The 17,337-nt window shown below is 58.5% G+C and carries 14 protein-coding genes and 1 riboswitch; of the genes, 5 read left to right on the plus strand and 9 right to left on the minus strand.

Features of this window, described 5'->3' with window-relative positions:
- Positions 1-8 precede the first annotated feature (8 nt).
- Positions 9-1,112: a baeRF3 domain-containing protein gene (locus tag ACEE09_RS03055; RefSeq protein ID WP_449081965.1), complete on the plus strand. Its 1,104-nt coding sequence runs from the start codon at positions 9-11 to the stop codon at positions 1,110-1,112.
- A gap of 120 nt (positions 1,113-1,232) precedes the next feature.
- On the opposite strand, the gene trmB is transcribed toward ACEE09_RS03055, so the two are convergent.
- From trmB to ACEE09_RS03090, 7 genes are all read right to left on the minus strand, one after another.
- Positions 1,233-2,054: a tRNA (guanosine(46)-N7)-methyltransferase TrmB gene (gene trmB / locus ACEE09_RS03060; protein WP_449081967.1), complete on the minus strand. Its 822-nt coding sequence runs from the start codon at positions 2,052-2,054 to the stop codon at positions 1,233-1,235.
- A 160-nt stretch (positions 2,055-2,214) separates the two neighbouring features.
- Positions 2,215-2,844 (minus strand): hypothetical protein, encoded by a 630-nt coding sequence (locus tag ACEE09_RS03065; RefSeq protein WP_449081968.1) that lies wholly within the window; start codon positions 2,842-2,844, stop codon positions 2,215-2,217.
- Between the two features lie 24 nt (positions 2,845-2,868).
- Complete coding sequence (locus tag ACEE09_RS03070; protein ID WP_449081970.1) at positions 2,869-4,470, minus strand: GMC oxidoreductase; 1,602 nt, start codon at positions 4,468-4,470, stop codon at positions 2,869-2,871.
- A 298-nt stretch (positions 4,471-4,768) separates the two neighbouring features.
- Entirely contained in the window at positions 4,769-4,960 is a 192-nt protein-coding gene (locus tag ACEE09_RS03075; protein ID WP_449082180.1) for an alanine:cation symporter family protein, read from the minus strand.
- Positions 4,894-5,262 carry an alanine:cation symporter family protein gene (locus ACEE09_RS03080; protein ID WP_449081972.1) on the minus strand — a complete coding sequence of 123 codons (369 nt, stop codon included), beginning with the start codon at positions 5,260-5,262 and terminating at the stop codon, positions 4,894-4,896. Before ACEE09_RS03080 ends, ACEE09_RS03075 begins: the two co-directional genes overlap by 67 nt.
- A gap of 13 nt (positions 5,263-5,275) precedes the next feature.
- Positions 5,276-6,118, minus strand: a complete 843-nt coding sequence (locus tag ACEE09_RS03085; RefSeq protein ID WP_449081973.1) for an HNH endonuclease family protein — start codon at positions 6,116-6,118, stop codon at positions 5,276-5,278.
- 34 nt (positions 6,119-6,152) lie between these two features.
- Positions 6,153-7,595: a TY-Chap domain-containing protein gene (locus tag ACEE09_RS03090; protein ID WP_449081975.1), complete on the minus strand. Its 1,443-nt coding sequence runs from the start codon at positions 7,593-7,595 to the stop codon at positions 6,153-6,155.
- Between the two features lie 266 nt (positions 7,596-7,861).
- On the opposite strand from ACEE09_RS03090, the gene ACEE09_RS03095 reads away from it, so the two are divergent.
- Positions 7,862-10,234, plus strand: coding sequence for a Tex family protein (locus tag ACEE09_RS03095; protein ID WP_449081977.1), 2,373 nt, complete (start codon positions 7,862-7,864; stop codon positions 10,232-10,234).
- A gap of 35 nt (positions 10,235-10,269) precedes the next feature.
- Here the strand turns inward: ACEE09_RS03095 and ACEE09_RS03100 are convergent, their stop codons facing one another.
- Positions 10,270-14,007: a DEAD/DEAH box helicase gene (locus ACEE09_RS03100; RefSeq protein ID WP_449081979.1), complete on the minus strand. Its 3,738-nt coding sequence runs from the start codon at positions 14,005-14,007 to the stop codon at positions 10,270-10,272.
- Between the two features lie 149 nt (positions 14,008-14,156).
- Positions 14,157-14,285, plus strand: a riboswitch (SAM riboswitch).
- Positions 14,286-14,321: 36 nt separating this feature from the next.
- Here ACEE09_RS03100 and ACEE09_RS03105 point away from each other — a divergent pair.
- The 3 genes from ACEE09_RS03105 to ACEE09_RS03115 all read left to right on the plus strand — a co-directional run bounded on the left by ACEE09_RS03105 (position 14,322) and on the right by ACEE09_RS03115 (position 16,766).
- A complete protein-coding gene (locus ACEE09_RS03105) occupies positions 14,322-14,540 on the plus strand; it encodes a nuclease PIN (RefSeq protein WP_449081980.1) in 219 nt (72 codons plus the stop codon).
- Complete coding sequence (locus ACEE09_RS03110; RefSeq protein WP_449081982.1) at positions 14,537-14,968, plus strand: plasmid stabilization protein; 432 nt, start codon at positions 14,537-14,539, stop codon at positions 14,966-14,968. Before ACEE09_RS03105 ends, ACEE09_RS03110 begins: the two co-directional genes overlap by 4 nt.
- Positions 14,969-15,095: 127 nt before the next feature.
- The gene (locus ACEE09_RS03115; protein WP_449081984.1) at positions 15,096-16,766 is read left to right on the plus strand and encodes a cell division protein PerM; all 1,671 of its coding nucleotides are present in this window, start codon (positions 15,096-15,098) and stop codon (positions 16,764-16,766) included.
- A gap of 79 nt (positions 16,767-16,845) precedes the next feature.
- Here ACEE09_RS03115 and ACEE09_RS03120 read toward each other — a convergent pair whose 3' ends face one another.
- A complete protein-coding gene (locus ACEE09_RS03120; protein WP_449081986.1) occupies positions 16,846-17,259 on the minus strand; it encodes a hypothetical protein in 414 nt (137 codons plus the stop codon).
- Positions 17,260-17,337 lie beyond the last annotated feature (78 nt).

Consider the following 17,337-nt stretch of genomic DNA (forward strand, 5'->3'; position numbering starts at 1 on the left):
AGTCGACCATGACCGAGGCCCAGCTCTCCACCAACAAGCCCTTTGACGCTCTTGACACTAAAGCACTCACCGCACCTGCGGCAGAGGGAGCAACTCGCGTCACCCTCACCATGCCCACCGAACGCGCAGGGCGAGACACCACCGGAAACTCCACCCGCTTCCGCAACCTCTTAGCTACCGCTCGCGAAAAGCTAGAAGCAAGAGACGTAGACGCAGAAGCACTGCTAGCACCAGCCCACGAACTCGTCGATGACCGTGACTACTGGCAGCACCAAGGCGACGGCCTAGCCGTCCTACTAGAAAACGGCACCATGACCGCCCTACGCCTGCCCCTGGACCTACCCGAAGCAGTCACCGTAGCAGGGGACTACGACCTCACCTCCCTAGTACCCCTGCTCAGCACCGACACCAGCTTGCACCTGCTAGCACTCTCCCGCAAAGACGTGCGACTCTTCGAAACTGACGGCACCCGCATCGGCCAAATCGACCTCAAGCACATGATCGAAAGCGAAGAGGACATCTACGATGACTACGATGTGCAGCGCACCCAACAGCAGGTACCCAAGGGTGGGGGAGTAGCAACCTTCCACGCCCACACCAACGACTCAGACACCGACCGCATCTACCGCGAACGCTTCTTGCGCAAGGTGGCCAAGGGCATCGAAGACGAGGTTAACGAACCCCTGCGCCACCCCCTGGTACTGGCCGGTATTGAAGAACTCACCAACGAGTTCCGCAGCTTCACCGAATGGGGCCAGGTACTAGAGACCACCATTAGCGACGGCCGCGTGGACGAGATGAGCGAAGCCCAGCTCCTGGAAAAGCTCCAGCCCGTGCTTCAAGAGCAGGCTCAGCACGAAACCCAGAGCCTCAACCAGCAGCTTGAGGACGCCCGCTCTGGCAAGCGCTACATCGGCGCAGGCGAAGTGCTCGAAGCAGCCAAGCAGGGCCAGATTGCAACCCTGCTGGTAGCAGAAGACGAGAAGGCCACCACCGGCGAAGGCCTGAGCGAAGCAGCCCAGGCTATCAACCTGGTACTACGCTCCGGCGGCGAAGTAAAGCCCCTGCCCGAAAGCTCCGAAGAGAACCTGGCAGCCATCACCCGCTGGTAGACCAACAATAAGAGCACGACAAGCGGCTCCTACCTAACTCGCTAGAGGTATAAAGCGCCCCACCGCAGTGCATGAGCCTGTGGTGGGGCGCCTTTTCTCTACTTTTACTACTGAACCCTTTTATCGACGAATAAAGGTCAGGTCATGGGCGCGACGCCCTGCCTCACCGGCCTTGCGCTCGAAACTGGTCACCACGCGTCCTTCCCAGCGCGGAGCCCAGCCACCGACCGGGTCCTCCTCAGTGGTGTTTTCACCGGCGTGGGCATTAGTGAAATCGGGGTGAGCTTCGAGTACCTCGCGCATGACCAGGGCATATTCCTCCCAGTCAGTGGCCAGACGCCAAATGCCACCGGGCTTGAGCACACGCGCTACCTTATCGGCAAAGGCAGGGGAGACCAGGCGACGCTTGTGGTGGCGGGCCTTGTGCCAGGGGTCAGGGAAGAAAACCCAGAGCTCATCAACAGAAGATTCCTCCAGCAGATGATCCAGCAGCTCAGGGGCATTGGCCTGGGCAACACGCACATTCTCAACACCGGCCTGGCCCATCTTCAGCAGCAGGTCAGCGATACCGGGGGTGTAGACCTCAACAGCCAGGAAGTTAGCCTCAGGTACCTGGGCAGCCCGATTGACGATAGCCTCACCCAGGCCGGAGCCAATCTCAACGACCAGGGGCGCGTCAGTGCGTCCGTAAAGGGCCTGCTGGTCAAAGGTCGCACCCTCAGCTACCGAAGTATCCCCAACGTTGCGGGGTAGGTCAAGCACATGGGTGGGGGCGTAGGCGTCCCAGGCTTTTTGGCGGCGGGCGGTCAGGCGGTCGCCGCGGCGGACGAAGGAGTAGGGCTGGCGGTGAAATTTTTCAGGGACCGGGGCGCTCAAATCTTCACCTGCTGCTGCACGTTCGGCTTTGGCTGCTAGATCTTGTTGTTGCTTCTTGGTTTCCATAACTCTCCTTGCGAGGTTGAGACAGATAAACCGGCGCACACGGAAACGCTAAGTGCCGCCGGTAGAGAAAAGAAAGGCGTCCCCAATTATATCGCCACAGATATAGACCGGGGCAGGCTGAAAACAGCCTGCCCCGGTGGAAGGTTCCTCATAGCTCTACTTAGTAGGTAACGCGGCCCTGGGTAGTACCCATGTGATCGGAGTTATCGTCTGAGTCGCCGTCCATCTCGTCAATTACAGTAGCGGATAGGAAGAGCTCATACTGGACGTTCCAGAAAGGCCAGTTGATGTAGTAGCGCAGGGGAATATCGACTGACTCGCCGGGCTGCAGAGTACCAGCAAAGGTCCAGACAAAGCTGGGAGAACCCCAGCCTGCTGAGCCTGCGTAGGTGAAGGTGACGCGGGAGTCGCTTGAATTGACCTGGGTTCCGGCCTGGTTAGAGCCGGTTGCATCCGTAAAGACGTCCTGCATGTCGCTGAGCAGGGTCCCTGTGGGGTTAACTGCTGGTACGCTACCAACATTGGTGATGGTCATGGTATTGGGAAAAGACGCGTAAGCGGCTACGTTAGTCGTGGTGGTCGGGCCCCGGTAAATAGGGGTGTCGTAGACAGGCTCAAAGGTTGACCAATCTACAGTGGGATCAGCAATCTGAATTGCCAGATCGGTGCGAGGAATCTCTTCAAAACTCGCAGCGTAAGCGGGAATTGCACTGGTAGCTAGGACGGCGGGAGCGGCCCAGGCGCTGGCCTTGAGCAGGGTGCGGCGGTGGGGTGTCAGTAAAGAAGTCATAGGTTAGTACATCTCTCGAAAGTCTTAGGCGAAACGGCCTGCTGCCAGCAGACGGTCCATGTTGCGTTCTGCGATAGCAGTAATGGTGACGAAGGGATTGACACCAATTTTGCCAGGAATCAGGGAGCCGTCCATAACAAAGAGGCCGGGCACACCCTTTACTTCACCGTTGAGGTCGGTGGTTTCACCGATGACGGCACCGCCGAGCGGGTGGTAGGTGAAGTAGTCGGCGAAGGTCTTGCCACCCTGGAAGAGACCAGAGTTGTAGGAGGTGCCGGGGTTGGCCGCGTTCATCTTGTCCATGAAGGCTTTGGCTGCGGCAACACCGGGGGCTGCCTTGGTGGAGTCCCAGTCGAGGTCCATGGAGCCGGTAGAGGCGTTCCAGGTGAAGGTGCCCTTGTTGGGGTTGTTGGTGATAGCCAGGTAGAGGCCGATGCGCATATCTAGGCCTGCAGGGAAGGGGGCAAGCTCTGCGAAGACTGAGTTGGTGGAGTTATCCCAGTTGGAGATGCCCATGGCAGGGATTCCTGACTGGTAGCCGCCGGTAGCAGCATTGACGTTGCGGGCTACCATGATGTTGCCGTTGGGGCCCCAGTTGGTGCCCAGCGTTGCGGGCAGATTCTTCACAGTGCCTGCGTTCTTTGCTTGCAGCAGTAGACGGTTGGTGCCAACAGAACCTGCAGCCATGATGACGCGGTCGTAGACCTGTGTGGTGGCGCTGACCAGGTTGCCGGTGAAGTCAATGGTCTTCAAGTCGAGGGAGAAGGTGCCATCGGCTTGCTGGGTGAGGGCGGTTACCTCGGTCAGGGGGATGAGGTTGACTTTGCCGGTGGCAAAGGCGGTGGCCAAGATGGTTTTGGGCAGTGATTTTTTGCCGTGGTCGTTACCGAAGATGACCTGGCGACCTAGGGCTGAGCGGGGGACGCGGGAGAAGTTCTCTTGGCGCATGTAGTTCCAGTCGTAGACGTTAGGTACGAACTGGTGTTTGAAGCCGGCTTTGGCTGCTTGGGAGGCAGAGACTCGTGAGAACTGGTACCACTTGGAGGTGCCGACCACGTCGGATGGGGGTGTGGTGACTCCCAGGTTGGTGTTGGCGCGCGGGAAGTAGGTTGCGTACATTTCTGCAGCGTCAAGTTGGGGTAGGACTTGCTGGAAGAAAGAGGGGTTAGGGGTAACTGCCATACCGCCGTTGGCCAGTGAGCCACCACCTACGCCCTTGCCCACGTAGACCTTCATATTGGCGAAGCGTTCGATGCCTAGGACGCCGGCGGCCCGGTTGATGGGGCGGTTGACGTAGTCTAGACCGAAGACGCTGGAGAGGGGCATGTCGGTGCGGTCTTCGAACCACATGGAGCGTTCGGTGGGGGAGGTCATCTGGTCAAACCGGTAGCCGTTTGACTTAGGCGCCATCTTTTCCCAGTCGGCGCCCATTTCGATCATGTCGACGGTGTAGCCCTTTTCAGTGAGGGCGCGGGCGGCTACTGCGCCGCCGTAGCCGGAGCCGATAATGGCGATGCGCTTTTGGCCGTTGGCGTGGGCGGTAGTGGCGGTAGCTGCTAGGGCGGAGGCGGCAGATGCTGCTGCGGTTAGTTTGAGAGCTGAGCGGCGGTTAGGGGTAAATGGCATAGGAGTGTCCTTTTCTAGGTGCGGGTGCGAGACCGAATGGGTGCTGCTCACAGGTCTGGGAGGCTATGAGCATGCAGGCCGTTTCGCTAGTATGTGCGAAATACGTTGAAGATACGAAAAGACCTGTCCCCACTTTAGCGGTATTTTAGCGTGCTTATATCGCAACCTATAGGACTGTTGGCGTTTTGTGTTCAGGCGTACGAAAAATTATTTCGATGTCTTATCTGGGCGGTCAGCAGCCCGCGGATCGGTAACCATTTTTGCTGCGACCTTTTTGAGGCTGGTCGTGTCCCGGTGTTCAAGAGTTGGGGTGGTGGGTGAGGTACTTCTTAGTCTCACGCGCTACTAGACCAGAGAGTAGCAAGAGCCCGATGAGGTTGGGGATCGCCATCAGCCCGTTCATGATGTCTGAGAAGGCAAAGACTAGGGTGAGTGGGGCGATAGCGCCCAGCCCACAGACCAGGGCGAAGATAAGGCGGTAGCCAATGATAGCCTTTTTACGGTTCTAATGCCGCCAAGCAGGGCGGCGGCTGTTCCTACCGCAAGGACGCCGGCAGTAAGGTAGGGCGAGATGCTGAAGGAGTGCTCTAGGTTAGCTGAGATGGCTTTTGCCTGGGTCATGTTTCCGATGCCGAAGCAGGCAAAAACACGGCAGATACCGGGCCCACCAATGCTCAGGGAGAGGACAACACCAACGATATTACCGGTACCGACGGTGGTACCCAGGGCTGTGCTCATGGCCTGGAAGGAGGAAATTTCGCCTCTGGCGCCTTCTTGCCGGGAGCCACGCACCGCCCGCCACTAGCTAGCCGGTAAAAGCAGACCGATAGGCTGGCTGATCAGGGCAGGTTGCCAGCACACCCTGCATAGCCCGCTTCTCAGCACCAGTGACAGTAAGCCCATAGGCGGCCTTCACCGACACCTGCCGCGCCACATACTCACAGCGGTAACCGGGCTGGGGCAGCCAGGCGTCCGCACTCTTATCAGACTTCTGCGTGTTAGCAGTCTGCCCAGCCGCCTGCAAATTGAGCGGATCATTAGCTATAAGAACCCGCTGCTCTGGGCTCCACTGCCAAGCCCCAGAAACCCAGGCATTAGACAGCGCCACCACATGGTCGATAGGAATGGCATCGCTCGTCTTAGGCCCACGCTTAAAATCAATAGCCTCAGCCGTATAAGGGTCTACCAAGTGCCCTGAGAGCACAAAACAGTTACTAGCAACATCAAGGTCGGTAAGATCACGGGTCAAAATATCGTTCCGCTGATCGCAACCATTCTTGTCAATATCAGCCCAAGCCTGCCCATAAGCATCACGCTTATACTTAGTCCCAGAGTAGGAATCAGCCACCGTTAAACCCTCAAGAACCTCACTAGCCGTCGAATAAGTCTGCACCCCAGAACCCGAAAATCCGGTACTCACAGCCGTACCCGCAGGGTTGAGCAAACTATCAAGAGCAGACCGCACATTCCACTGGTGCGACCGCAACCACAGCAGACCGCCCACCAGTAAGACCACAACAAGCAGCAGAGCCAAGGCACGCTGCACACCAGCAGGTAAACCCGCTACAAAACGGACGCCCGCACGAATCTGGCGGTCACTAGGTGAAGAAAAACGAGGGGCAGAAGGACGCTTACGGGAGGTACTCATAGGTCACCTATTCTAACGCCGTGAGTTGGGTTCCCTACCTAAAATCCTCAATCGCTATATAACCACTACCGGTCACAGGCACCATAGGAATAGACCCGGTAGTAGGGTGAGCCACATTCACCGCCGGGTGGCCTGCCGGATCATCTGACTGATAGAAATCAGGGCGGTCACAGCCCATACCCTCACGCATAGCCTCAATAATGCCCTCGGCGGCGTCCTTAACCGACAAGAAGTTACGGGTCCACCGGCCATTAGGTGCCGTCCACCCCGCATCTTCTAGCATCTCGGTATCAAGCTCAACCTCAATAGTCTCAAACTCATCAGGAGACGTCAGCTCACAAAAATAGCCAGCAGGGGAACGCAAAATACTCACAAAATTAGTGAAATCCTTAGTCGCAACCACCTCAGGGCAGATGTAATAGATCCGCAAGGAAAGATTCCAGGGCAACTCCTCAAGACGCTGCTCCGTGACCGAAACCAACTGCCGCCAGGCCCGCTCAACACGCTCAGCCTCGGTCAGAGTCTTAGGCTGCACTACACCAATACCCTGCGCCTGAATCTCTTTAATATTAAGAGACTCAGTAGAATCAACCGCAGGCTGACCCACAGGCCGGGCAGACAAGCCCGAAGCCCCCATGAGCAGCACATCATTAAACATCTGACGGCCAGCCTGAAGAGCCACATGCCACGAACCATACTTAGCTCGCACCGTACCCAGGTGAGGCACGCGCCCGCTTCTTGCCGAATCCTCAGCCCAACTACCATAAAGCAAAACCGACGGCTTACGGTCATAACGGATGCAATAGTTCAAAAACTCGCCCAGAGTATTACGGAAAACACGCTCACTGAGGGTACTAGCTGCAAGCGTGATACCCTGCTCCTCAGCATTGGGCGGGCAAACCCCCACCTTCAGCAAGGCCCTAGACCAAGAACGATCCCCCAGGCGATCTTCAATCAGAGCCCGAGACGGAGGCCAAGAGAAATCCCCACGAGAAATATGGACAATCTCCTGCGGAAGATGAGCCAAAAAATCATCGTAGGTCTGCTCATCAAGCTCAGTATAGGGGTGCTGGGCCATGTAATTGAGAGCAGCACCAATACGCCCAACAATCGTAGCGATCTCCTCAGGAGGCACAGCAAAAGCCTCAAGCATACGCGGAAGATCTTGAATAATAATGGGGTCAATCCCCACCGCCGCGTACTCGTAATCAGGGTCCAAATCATAGGTCACAGCCACCGCATACCACAGGGCCGAAGCCATCAGCACATGCGAATGAGTTTGCCCCTGACCATTACCAAAAAGCCAACGGCCAGAATGAACCGCCTGCTCCACCAAGTCCCGGTCAAGACCAGGGTAAAGCACAGATACACGATGAAGAGCTTCAGAAGAGGTCCAGCCCATGCTCGCAAGCCCACTCAAGAGCGAGTCATAGCGCTCGCAGAATTCGGTATAGGAAAGATCGGTTTCCTCTGGCACAGTGGTTCTCCAAAGCAAGGTCAAACAAGAATGGGCTCGGGGTCAAAGAGTCTTGGTAACAGCCCTGTCTAGACCGCTCCCAAGTACCCTGTAGCACCACTTTAGGTGCTCCCACCCCTCTGTGACCACTGCAAGCTTAACTATTACAAGTAGATGAACAAACACCCACCACCCAAGTAACCTCCCCCAGCCCCCACAGCAGACCCCCATCACCTGGCAGAGCCTGCTCAAACCAACAGCAAAAACAGTATGAGAAACTAGAAACTATGACACATGCAGGCGCGGCAGATGCCCCCCACACCCCCCTCCCTCCCCTCGAGGAACGAATCGCTCTAGAACTCGGTGCCCGGGCCGACCAGGTGCGCTCAGCTATAGCCCTGCTCGATGACGGGGCCACCGTGCCCTTCATCGCCCGCTACCGCAAAGAAGCCACCGGTGGGCTTGACGACACCCAGCTCCGCACCCTAGCTGAACGCCTGCGCTACCTGCGAGAACTCGAAGAGCGCCGGGTGGCAATCGTCCGCACCCTGCACGAACGTGCCCTACTGACAGAAGAACTGGCAGCCGCCCTGGCGCACGCCCCCACCAAAAATGAGCTCGAAGCGCTCTACGCCCCCCACAAAACCAAGCGCAAGACCCTGGCCTTCCTCGCGCGGGAGGCCGGGCTGGAATCACTAGTTGAAGACCTGCTAGAAGTTCCCTTCGCCCCCACCGCTGACATCGCTGAGGCCTACGTTGAGTCTGAACTAGCTGATGCTGAGCCCGGCACCGTTGAAGCAACCGTCGCCTCAGTCGATAACGCCCTGGAAGGGGCCCGCGCCCTGCTGATTGAACAGGCCCTCACAGACCCAGCCCTGGCAGAAACCCTCCGCCAACGCTTCATGCGCCGCGGCGTCATCACCTCCCGCCTGATCCCCGGCCAGCAGCAAGCTGGTGCCAAGTTCAGCGACTACTTCGAATTCAATGAAGAAATCCGCCGTATCCCCTCCCACCGGGTGCTAGCCCTACTCCGGGCCGAAAAAGAAGGGGCCGTCAAGGTCAGCGTCGATGTGGACGTGCTCCCACCGGCCAAGTCCTCCCTCAAAGGTGCGGCCCGCGAAGCAGCCGAAATTTTGGCTGAAGAATACGACCGGGAACGCAGCTGGTACGAACGCACCGTGGCCGAAGCCCTGGGAATTGGTGCCCAGGTGCTCAACATGGTCTCCGACGAAACCATGGTGGTTGGCTGGCTGGCTAAAACTGTGCGCATAGCCTGCCGCCAGCGCCTGCTGCCCCGCCTGGCCTCAGAAGCCAGAACCTCTCTCTTCGAACAGGCAGAAAAGGACGCCATCACCGTCTTTGCCTCCAATTTGCGCGATGTTCTGCTGGCAGCACCTGCTGGCTCCCGCACCACCCTTGGGCTGGACCCTGGCCTGCGCACCGGCGTCAAAGTTGCAGTGGTAGGGCAGACCGGCCAAGTGCTGGCTACTGACCTTATTTACCCCCATGCGCCCCGCAACCAGTGGCAGGCCTCCCTCGATAGGCTCACGCACCTGGTGGGCACCTACCAGGTAGAACTCATAGCCATCGGTAACGGAACCGCCAGCCGAGAAACCGACAAACTTGCCTCTGACCTGATGAAAGAATGCACAGCTAGCGGCTACCGCGGGCTCCAGAAGGTCGTTGTCTCCGAGGCAGGTGCCTCCGTCTACTCCGCCTCAGAACTTGCCAGTCGCGAACTGCCGGGCATGGATGTCTCCCTGCGCGGGGCGGTCTCTATTGCCCGCCGTCTGCAAGACCCCCTGGCCGAGCTGGTCAAAATTGAACCCCAATCCATCGGTGTGGGCCAGTACCAGCACGATGTGTCACCGGCAGCCCTGACCCGTGCCCTTGACGGGGTTGTTGAAGATTCCGTCAACGCGGTGGGTGTGCTTGTTAATTCGGCCTCCCCAGCCCTGCTTGCCCGTGTTGCCGGCTTGAACAAGACCATTGCCGAAAACATTGTTGCCTACCGTACCGAACACGGCCCTTTCACCTGCCGCACCGATTTGCTGAAGGTGCCCCGCCTGGGCCCTAAAGCCTTTGAGCAAGCTGCCGGGTTCGTCCGTATCACCGATGGTACTGAACCCTTAGATGCCTCCGGGGTGCACCCCGAATCCTACGATCTGGCCCGCTCTATGGTGGCTGCTGCCGGTGGTTTCATTGAGGGTAAGGTCAGCGCAGAAGCCCTGGCGGCCCTGGACCCGCGTGACTTCACCACAGCTAGCGTCGGTTTGCCCACCATCACCGATATTATTGCTGAGCTTTCAGCCCCTGGGCGCGACCCCCGCCCCACCTTCCGCACCGCACGCTTTGAAGAAGGTGTTGAGACTATCGCCGATTTGACCCCCGGCATGATTCTTGAGGGCACCGTCTCTAACGTGGCAGCCTTTGGTGCCTTTGTGGATATTGGGGTGCACCAGGACGGGCTGGTGCATGTTTCGCAGATGAGCCGCGAGTTTGTCTCTGACCCTCACAGCATTGTTAAATCTGGTGATATTGTGCAGGTGCGGGTGGTTGAAGCAGACCCGGCCCGTCAGCGTATTTCTCTTTCCTTGCTGCTAGAAGAGCCAGAGCCCAAAGCCCGTAAGGGTAACCGGCGCCGCCACAATCTACGGTAAGGAAGACAGCCAGCGTGAGCCTGCCCTCCCCCCCTCTAAGAAGGCTGGCTTCCCTCTTCTGGGGCAGGGACAGTCAGCAAGTCGCGAATCTGCGCTGCGGTGAGCTGGGAGGCAAAGAAAGCGCCCTCATCAACCACAGCATCAAAAAGAGCAGCCTTAGACTCTTTGAGCTCCATGACCTTCTCTTCGATGGTGCCCGCTGAGACCAGGCGGTAGACCATCACATTCTTGGTCTGCCCAATGCGGTGCACACGATCAACCGCCTGCTGCTCGGCAGCCGGGTTCCACCAGGGATCCATAATGAAGCAATAATCGGCGCTGGTCAGGTTCAGCCCAAAGCCACCTGCCTTGAGAGAAATCAGAAAGACAGGGGCCGTACCTGACTCGAACTCTTCCAGCAGCTCCCCGCGATTGCGGGTAGAACCATCCAAGTAGAGGAAGGGGATACCCATATCAGAGAGCCTACCGGCGACCTTCTTGAGGTAGCCGGTGAACTGGCTAAAAATCAGGGCCCGGTGGCCATCATGAATAATCTCAGGCAGATTCTGCTCCAGGTAGTCCAGCTTAGAAGACTCCACCCCGGTATAGCGTTCAGCATCAATCAAGGTGGCATCCAGGGCCAGGCGGCGCAGGGTCGTCAAGGACTGGAAAATGGTGAAGCGGTTCTTGTCGATGTCCTCCAGCAGGCCCAGAATTTTTTGGCGCTCGCGCTGTAGGTGCGTATCATAGGCCCGGCGGTGGGCCGGTGCCAGGGGCACATCGATGCGCATATCGGTCTTCTCCGGTAGGTCGGCAGCCACCAGTTCTTTGGTGCGGCGTTTCATGAGCGGACGGATGCGGCGGCGCAGCCTGCCCAGGGCCTTGGTTTCTTCCCCGGATTCGATGGGGGTGGCGTAGACGTCCTTAAAGGTGCGGGCGGAGGGGAAGAGGCCGGGGGCGGCAATAGAGAACATGGACCACAGTTCCATGAGGTTGTTTTCCATGGGGGTGCCGGTGACCGCAATCTTGAGGCGGGCAGGTAGATCGCGGGCTACCTGGTGGGCCTTGGTTTTAGCGTTTTTGACGAACTGGGCCTCATCGAGCACTAGCCCCTCGAAGGGCTGCTGGCTACCTAGCTCAAAGTAGTGTTCTTCATCTAGGCGGAAGAGGGCGTAGCTGGTTACCACCACATCAGCCCCGGCGATAGTGTCGGTCAGGTGCCGTTTAGATTTACGCACCGACTCTTCAACACCCACTACTTTAAGGGAGGGGGCAAAGCGTTTGATTTCTCGCACCCAGTTGGGCACAACAGAGGTGGGGGCTATCACCAGGAAGGGGGCGGACGCGTCCGGATCGGCTTCTGCCCCCGGTGCCACCCCCGCTTCGTTCCCGTCTAGCTGGCGGTCGCGGGTGGGCTGGCTGGCCTCCTGCTTCTTTTCTTGGGCGTGCAGGAAGAGGGCGATGGTTTGTAAGGTCTTGCCCAGGCCCATGTCGTCAGCCAGCACACCACCCAGGCCGTGTTCCCAGAGGAAGGCTAACCACTGGTAGCCCTCCACCTGGTAGGGGCGCAGGGTTGCCTCTAAGGTGGGGGGAACATCTGCGGGGGAGTGGTGGCCCAGGTTGAGCAGGGCTGAGACCTGCTCGTCCCAGGCGGCAACGGTCTGGGTTTCTGCGGCGAGTTCTTCAAGTTCTTCCCAGAGGCCTACCTGGTGGCGGTTGATTTCTAGCGGCCCGGTCTTGTCGGTGAGCTGGGCTGCTTCGCGCAGTAGCTCTTGTAATTTCATGAATTCGGGCCGGTCAAGGGCAAAGTACTGGCCATTGCCCAGTAGCAGGTGGGTTTGGCCCTTGGCCAGGGCTGCAACAACCTCTGAGAAAGCCACATGCCATTGCCCAGCCTTGATAGCTACCCCTAGCCCGAACCAGTCGCGGCGGCGGGTATCGTCCACCGTCACAATAATTTCGGGGGCTTGATCCAGTTCACGGAATTCAGGTTTCGGGCCTGTGATATCGACCCGCACCCCCTCAACCTGCTGGTAGGCAGGTAGGTAGGTTTCTAGCAGGGTGCGGGTGCCCCAGTTTTCGGTGGAGTGGCGGGTGAAGGGCAGGCCGGGGCGAATCTTTTTGACCTCTTTGAGGACCCGGTATTCGTGGGCGGTATCGCGCACATCGGCCCTGTCTTCACCGGGGTAGCCCAGGGCATCGAGCCTGATGAAGTCACTATCGTCACCGGTGGGGTTGACCGGGTATTCCCAGTGCCAGGCGGTGTAAGCGGTAAAGGGCGGGCCTGGCTGATCGAAGGCGACTGTGAGCACCAAAGTTGGCATACGGACGGCCGGTAGCTCCAGGTCTTCGCTAGTGGTGCAGACAGCAAGCGCCCGGGTCAGGGCAGGGTAGTAGTCAGCAAAAAAGGCGGGGACGTCTGCGGCCGGTACTGTCACTTGCTCCCCTGATATGAGGGATTCGGCAACCGCATCGACCGGCTCAGCAAGAGGAATGAGCACCAGCTCAGAGTCAGCGCTCAGCCAGGAGGGCCGGTGTTCAGGTGCCACCTCACTAGCCTGGGCTAGGGCTGAGGGCAGGGTAGTCTCCCAGCGGGCAGCGGTAGCAGCTTGAACATAGGCCTCCTGGGCTGCCCCACCCAGGGCAATGAAACCCTGCCGGTTATTGCCCAGCTTATGGGTGAAATGAGCAGGAAGAGTGTAAGGGCCCCAGCGCAGTAGGGGAGTGAGCCGCAGAGCATCGGTGGAAGAGCCCCGTTCGGGCACAGGGTCTAAAGCCAGCTCAATCTGGGGGGCGCTGGCGATAGCCAGCCCGGTTTCTTTGCCCTCTAGGAGCACGGTCAGGCCCACATCGCTAGCAGATTCCAGCATCTGCCAGAGCAAGGACGAATCCACATTCGAAATAGAAGCCCAATCCCGGTGCGAAGAATAGATAGATTGGGAGCCTCGAATCACCGCATAAAATTCGTTGAACCAGGCTGCATGTTCAGGGAGCAGACCCGTACCCGCAGCCCCGGCGGCAGAGCCCGAAAATTTCTCCCAGCTCAAACCTCCCTTAATCCACTTACCGCGGGCCCCCATCATCAGCGGACGAGCTTCAAGCGACACCCGGGGAGCACCAATATTCTTAGTCCACCCGTACTTACCGGGCACCACCAGCCGCACATCGAGGGCCCCGGCAACCCGGTGGTTACGGCTATCGTAGCTGGGGCGCGCTGCTAGAGAATGAGCCAAAGAACGCCGCCACGCCGGCAGGGCCCTACTAGCCTGCCCACCGGTGTCCGCCTGGGTGCCTTCATCGGCCTGAGCCTCCAGGCTAAACATCGCCGCTTCACCCCTCTGCTCTTGTGCCAAATCTGCCGCCCGCTGCAGACCCACCCCCTGAGCCACCTCAAGAATCTGCTGAACCTTCTCCTGGGGGCTGCTGGGCTCCTGCGCGGTTTTCCAGGTGCTAGATGAGGCCGTCATCGCCCGCTTAGCCTTAGCCGTACGGTCAATAGCAGTCAGCATGAGCGCCACCGCATGCTTACAGTTATGAGCCACCGGGCACGAACACGTTGCCGAAAAAGCATAAGAACCAGCAACAACCTCAGCAGGGAAAGCCACCCGCGCAGTATAGGGCGCCGAGCCAGAACCAGCCACCTGCCCCTCAAGCACCCGAGCCTGCTCATCATAGGTGTAACGAATGACCTGCCCCTCACGCATATATCGCTGCCCCCGCGTATAAGCACCAGAGCCCACCTGCCGAATAATGGCTGGGGCTGTTACCGGAATTTCAGGGAAAGAAGTAGACACAGGCACACCTTCACAACAGAGCAAATACCTAGTCTTCTAGCGTATCGCACCACCTAAGACCCAGCACCAGCAGGCCAACTCACTCCAGCATTAAAAATAATGAGACAGATATTTACAGAAACTTCGAGGGCAGGTTATGCTTTTACCAGCTTCAAGAGATTCAACTGTTAAGCTCCGACTTTGGTTGAACGCCAACCCCATGTTCACGGGTGGCTCGGATGACGAAGCGGTCTGCATCGCGCATATTCAGCGCTGTTTGGTGCAGGCAAGAGCAAGTATTCGAAAGGAATGCGCACCTTACGCGCAACGACGGCATGTCAAACGCTCGACCCCACACCCACCGTCCTCACCTGACCGTTCAAAAGAACATCTCCGCCGCCTCAGTACCAGCCCGCGGCGGCTACACCGCAATGAGCATCCAGGACTACACCCGCTTCTCTAACGAACGCAGCGAATTCCTCAACTTCCTGCTCGCCTTCAACCCCAAGGGCACCCCTGCCACAACCGAGTACGGTGTTCTCAAAGCTGCATGAGCCAGGTAGGTCTGCTTCTCGACTCCGACGTCCTTGCCGAAATCCGCAAGGCCACCCCGCACCAGCAGGTAGTGAACTGCCTCCGCCGCCGCTCCTACCGCACCATGTACATCTCAGTACTCAGCCTCGGCGAACTCAAAGGGCTCTACCCCTACCCAGAAACCGAACGCTGGCTTGCTGAGCTCATGGAACGCTTCGACTCGCATGTACTAGACATCGACGCGAAGATAGCCCTGCAATGGGCCGGACGCCACACCGACAAGCACCTACACCTCGTAGGAGGCCAAGACCCACGCCCCCTCCCCACAGCAGCCCTCGAAGGGCTCATGGCCGCAACCGCCACCGTCCACCAGCTCGAAATTATCTCCAGCAAAGCCGAAATCTATAAATCCTGGGGCGTACCAGCAACTAACCCCTGGGAAGACTAAATTCTCACATCATAAACCCCACCCAGGCAGCCAAAAGAGAAGCGCAGACCCACAGAACCCCTGCACTTCTTACAGCGTGCAAGGAAAGAACAGCACAGAACAAAGAAACATGACATGATGAAAGGCGATGAATACCACCGCTCACCCCAAACGTTCCCTCCCCATGCCCCTATGGCTCCAGGGCTCAGTTGAACTTGCCCTCGTGGCGCTGGCCTCCTACCTCACCGTCGTCCTACTCCTGGCAGCGATCTGGTACACCAACGGTTTTAACAGCGGCACCCTCGCCGCAGCTATTTCTGCAGCCGGCCATATCTGGCTACTAATCCACGGCGTACCCCTGAACATGAACATTCCCGAACAAGGAGTCTTCTCAGCAGTCACCGGAACCATGAGCCTCGTACCACTAGGGCTAACCCTCATCCCCCTAGCCCTGTGCTACCGGGCCGGACGCCGCCTAGCCCGCGCCAGCTACGAAGGCCAATTCTGGCAACCCCTAGCAGGAGGCCTCACCGCCTACGCCCTGGTAGGTGCCGGGGTGAGCCTACTCTCCACCAACGACTTCTTCTCCACCTCCCCAACACGGGCCGCCCTCGTGCCCCTCTGGGTAGCAGCCCTAGGCATCCTCTTAGGCGGGTACGCCGAATCGCGCTCGCTGGCGGCCATGATCGGTGTGAACGCAGCTGACTGGGTGAAAAAGTTTAGCCAGTACTCCCGCTGGGCTGGCTCCTACGCCTGGGCCCTACTACGTGCAGCCCTGGTCAGCTCACTAGCTTTCCTAGCCGGTGGCGCCCTACTTCTGGCACTCACTCTCTTCTGGCACTGGGCTGAGGTAGTCACCCTCTACCAGAGCCTACGCGCCGGGGCAGTCGGCGACCTGGCCCTGACCCTGCTACAGCTAGGTCTACTGGTCAACCTGGTGGTCTATGCCATGGCCTGGAGCTCCGGGGCGGGCTTTGCCCTAGGTGAGGGCACCTCTGTTGATCTGACCGGCACCAATGTGGGGGTCATGCCCTCCTTGCCGGTGCTAGGGGCCCTACCGCACGCGACCGAACCCTGGGGCTACCTGGCCCTAGCAGTCCCCCTCGCCGCCGGTGCCCTAGGGGGCTGGTGGTTCTTCCGCGAAGGTGAAAACCATTATGATGAGTGGCTCTCCCTTAAAATCCGCTACCGCTGGCTATCGTGGACTCTCTCTACCCTGGGGCTAGCCGTCCTTACCCTCGTCCCCACCTTCCTGCTGATAGCCCTGCTAGGGTGGGCCGCTAACGGGTCACTGGGGCTGGGGCGCTTCACCGCTATCGGCCCTCACCCCCTCATCTTTGGTGCCTACTCAGCTCTCTTACTGGCACTAGGCACCATGCTCGGCCTGGCCCTGGCTCACCTGCTGGTGCGAGATACCTCCGGCGAACTAGAACGATTTGCCCAAACCAAGCCCACCCGCGAACAGAAAAAAGCTACAAAGGCTCAGGCTAAGCTCGAGAAAGCAAGGACCCGTATTCAGCGTTCTCTTCAGAAAGACAGAGAAGTGCAGCTTAAACTTGTGCCAGTGAAAGACGAGCATATGGAGAAGGAGCAAGTAGAGACAGAGCTAGCGGAAACAGAGCCAGCTACTGAGCTCACAGAAGCTGATCCTGCAAACAAGCAGGCAGAACCCGAACCTGTAGCCGAAACCGAAGAAGAAGCAGAACCTGCTCTTCCCTTCCGCCCTGTGGTCCGGCGTCCGAAATCCCTGCAAGCCCGCCGCCAAAAACGCCTGGAAGAACTAGCTGAAGGCGCAGAGAACGAAACCCGTTCCCCCTAAAAAATAAGCCAGGCTCACAACTCATGTGAGCCTGACTCTTCTATGCACACCCAATAAAACTCATAACATACCAGGCCAACTATTGGCCCAGAAGCTGCTGCAGCAGGCCATCGCTCATCTGTACGGTGCACTGCTGCTGCCTGCTTAAGGTCACAGCCTGCTGCAAACATTCAGCGTAGGCCATTGTTGCATCCACAAAAAGAAGCTGAACGAGGGCCGCAAAACCCAAAAAGAGCGACCACAATATCAGCAGAACCATCAAAATCATCGAAAAAGCAGGGAACCTAGCCCCCGCCATCTTCACCAGCGCCACGGTGGCAAACACACAAGTGAGCACCGCCAGCACAGCGGTCACCAGAGCCAACCAGCCAGGGTAAGAGGCGCTAGCGACCGTGGCAACCATGGCCAAAAAAGAAAGTCGCGACCACACCTTGATACTCGCAAGGGCAGACTCAGAGGGCAACTGATGAGAAGGACGCACAGTGTCAGACATACCTACCACCTTACCGCCCCACAGCAAAGACCCCGCACAGCCCTCACCCCTTCACTGTCTCATCACAAAAACTCTGCG

It is taken from the genome of Rothia sp. 88186D007BW, from assembly GCF_053544215.1.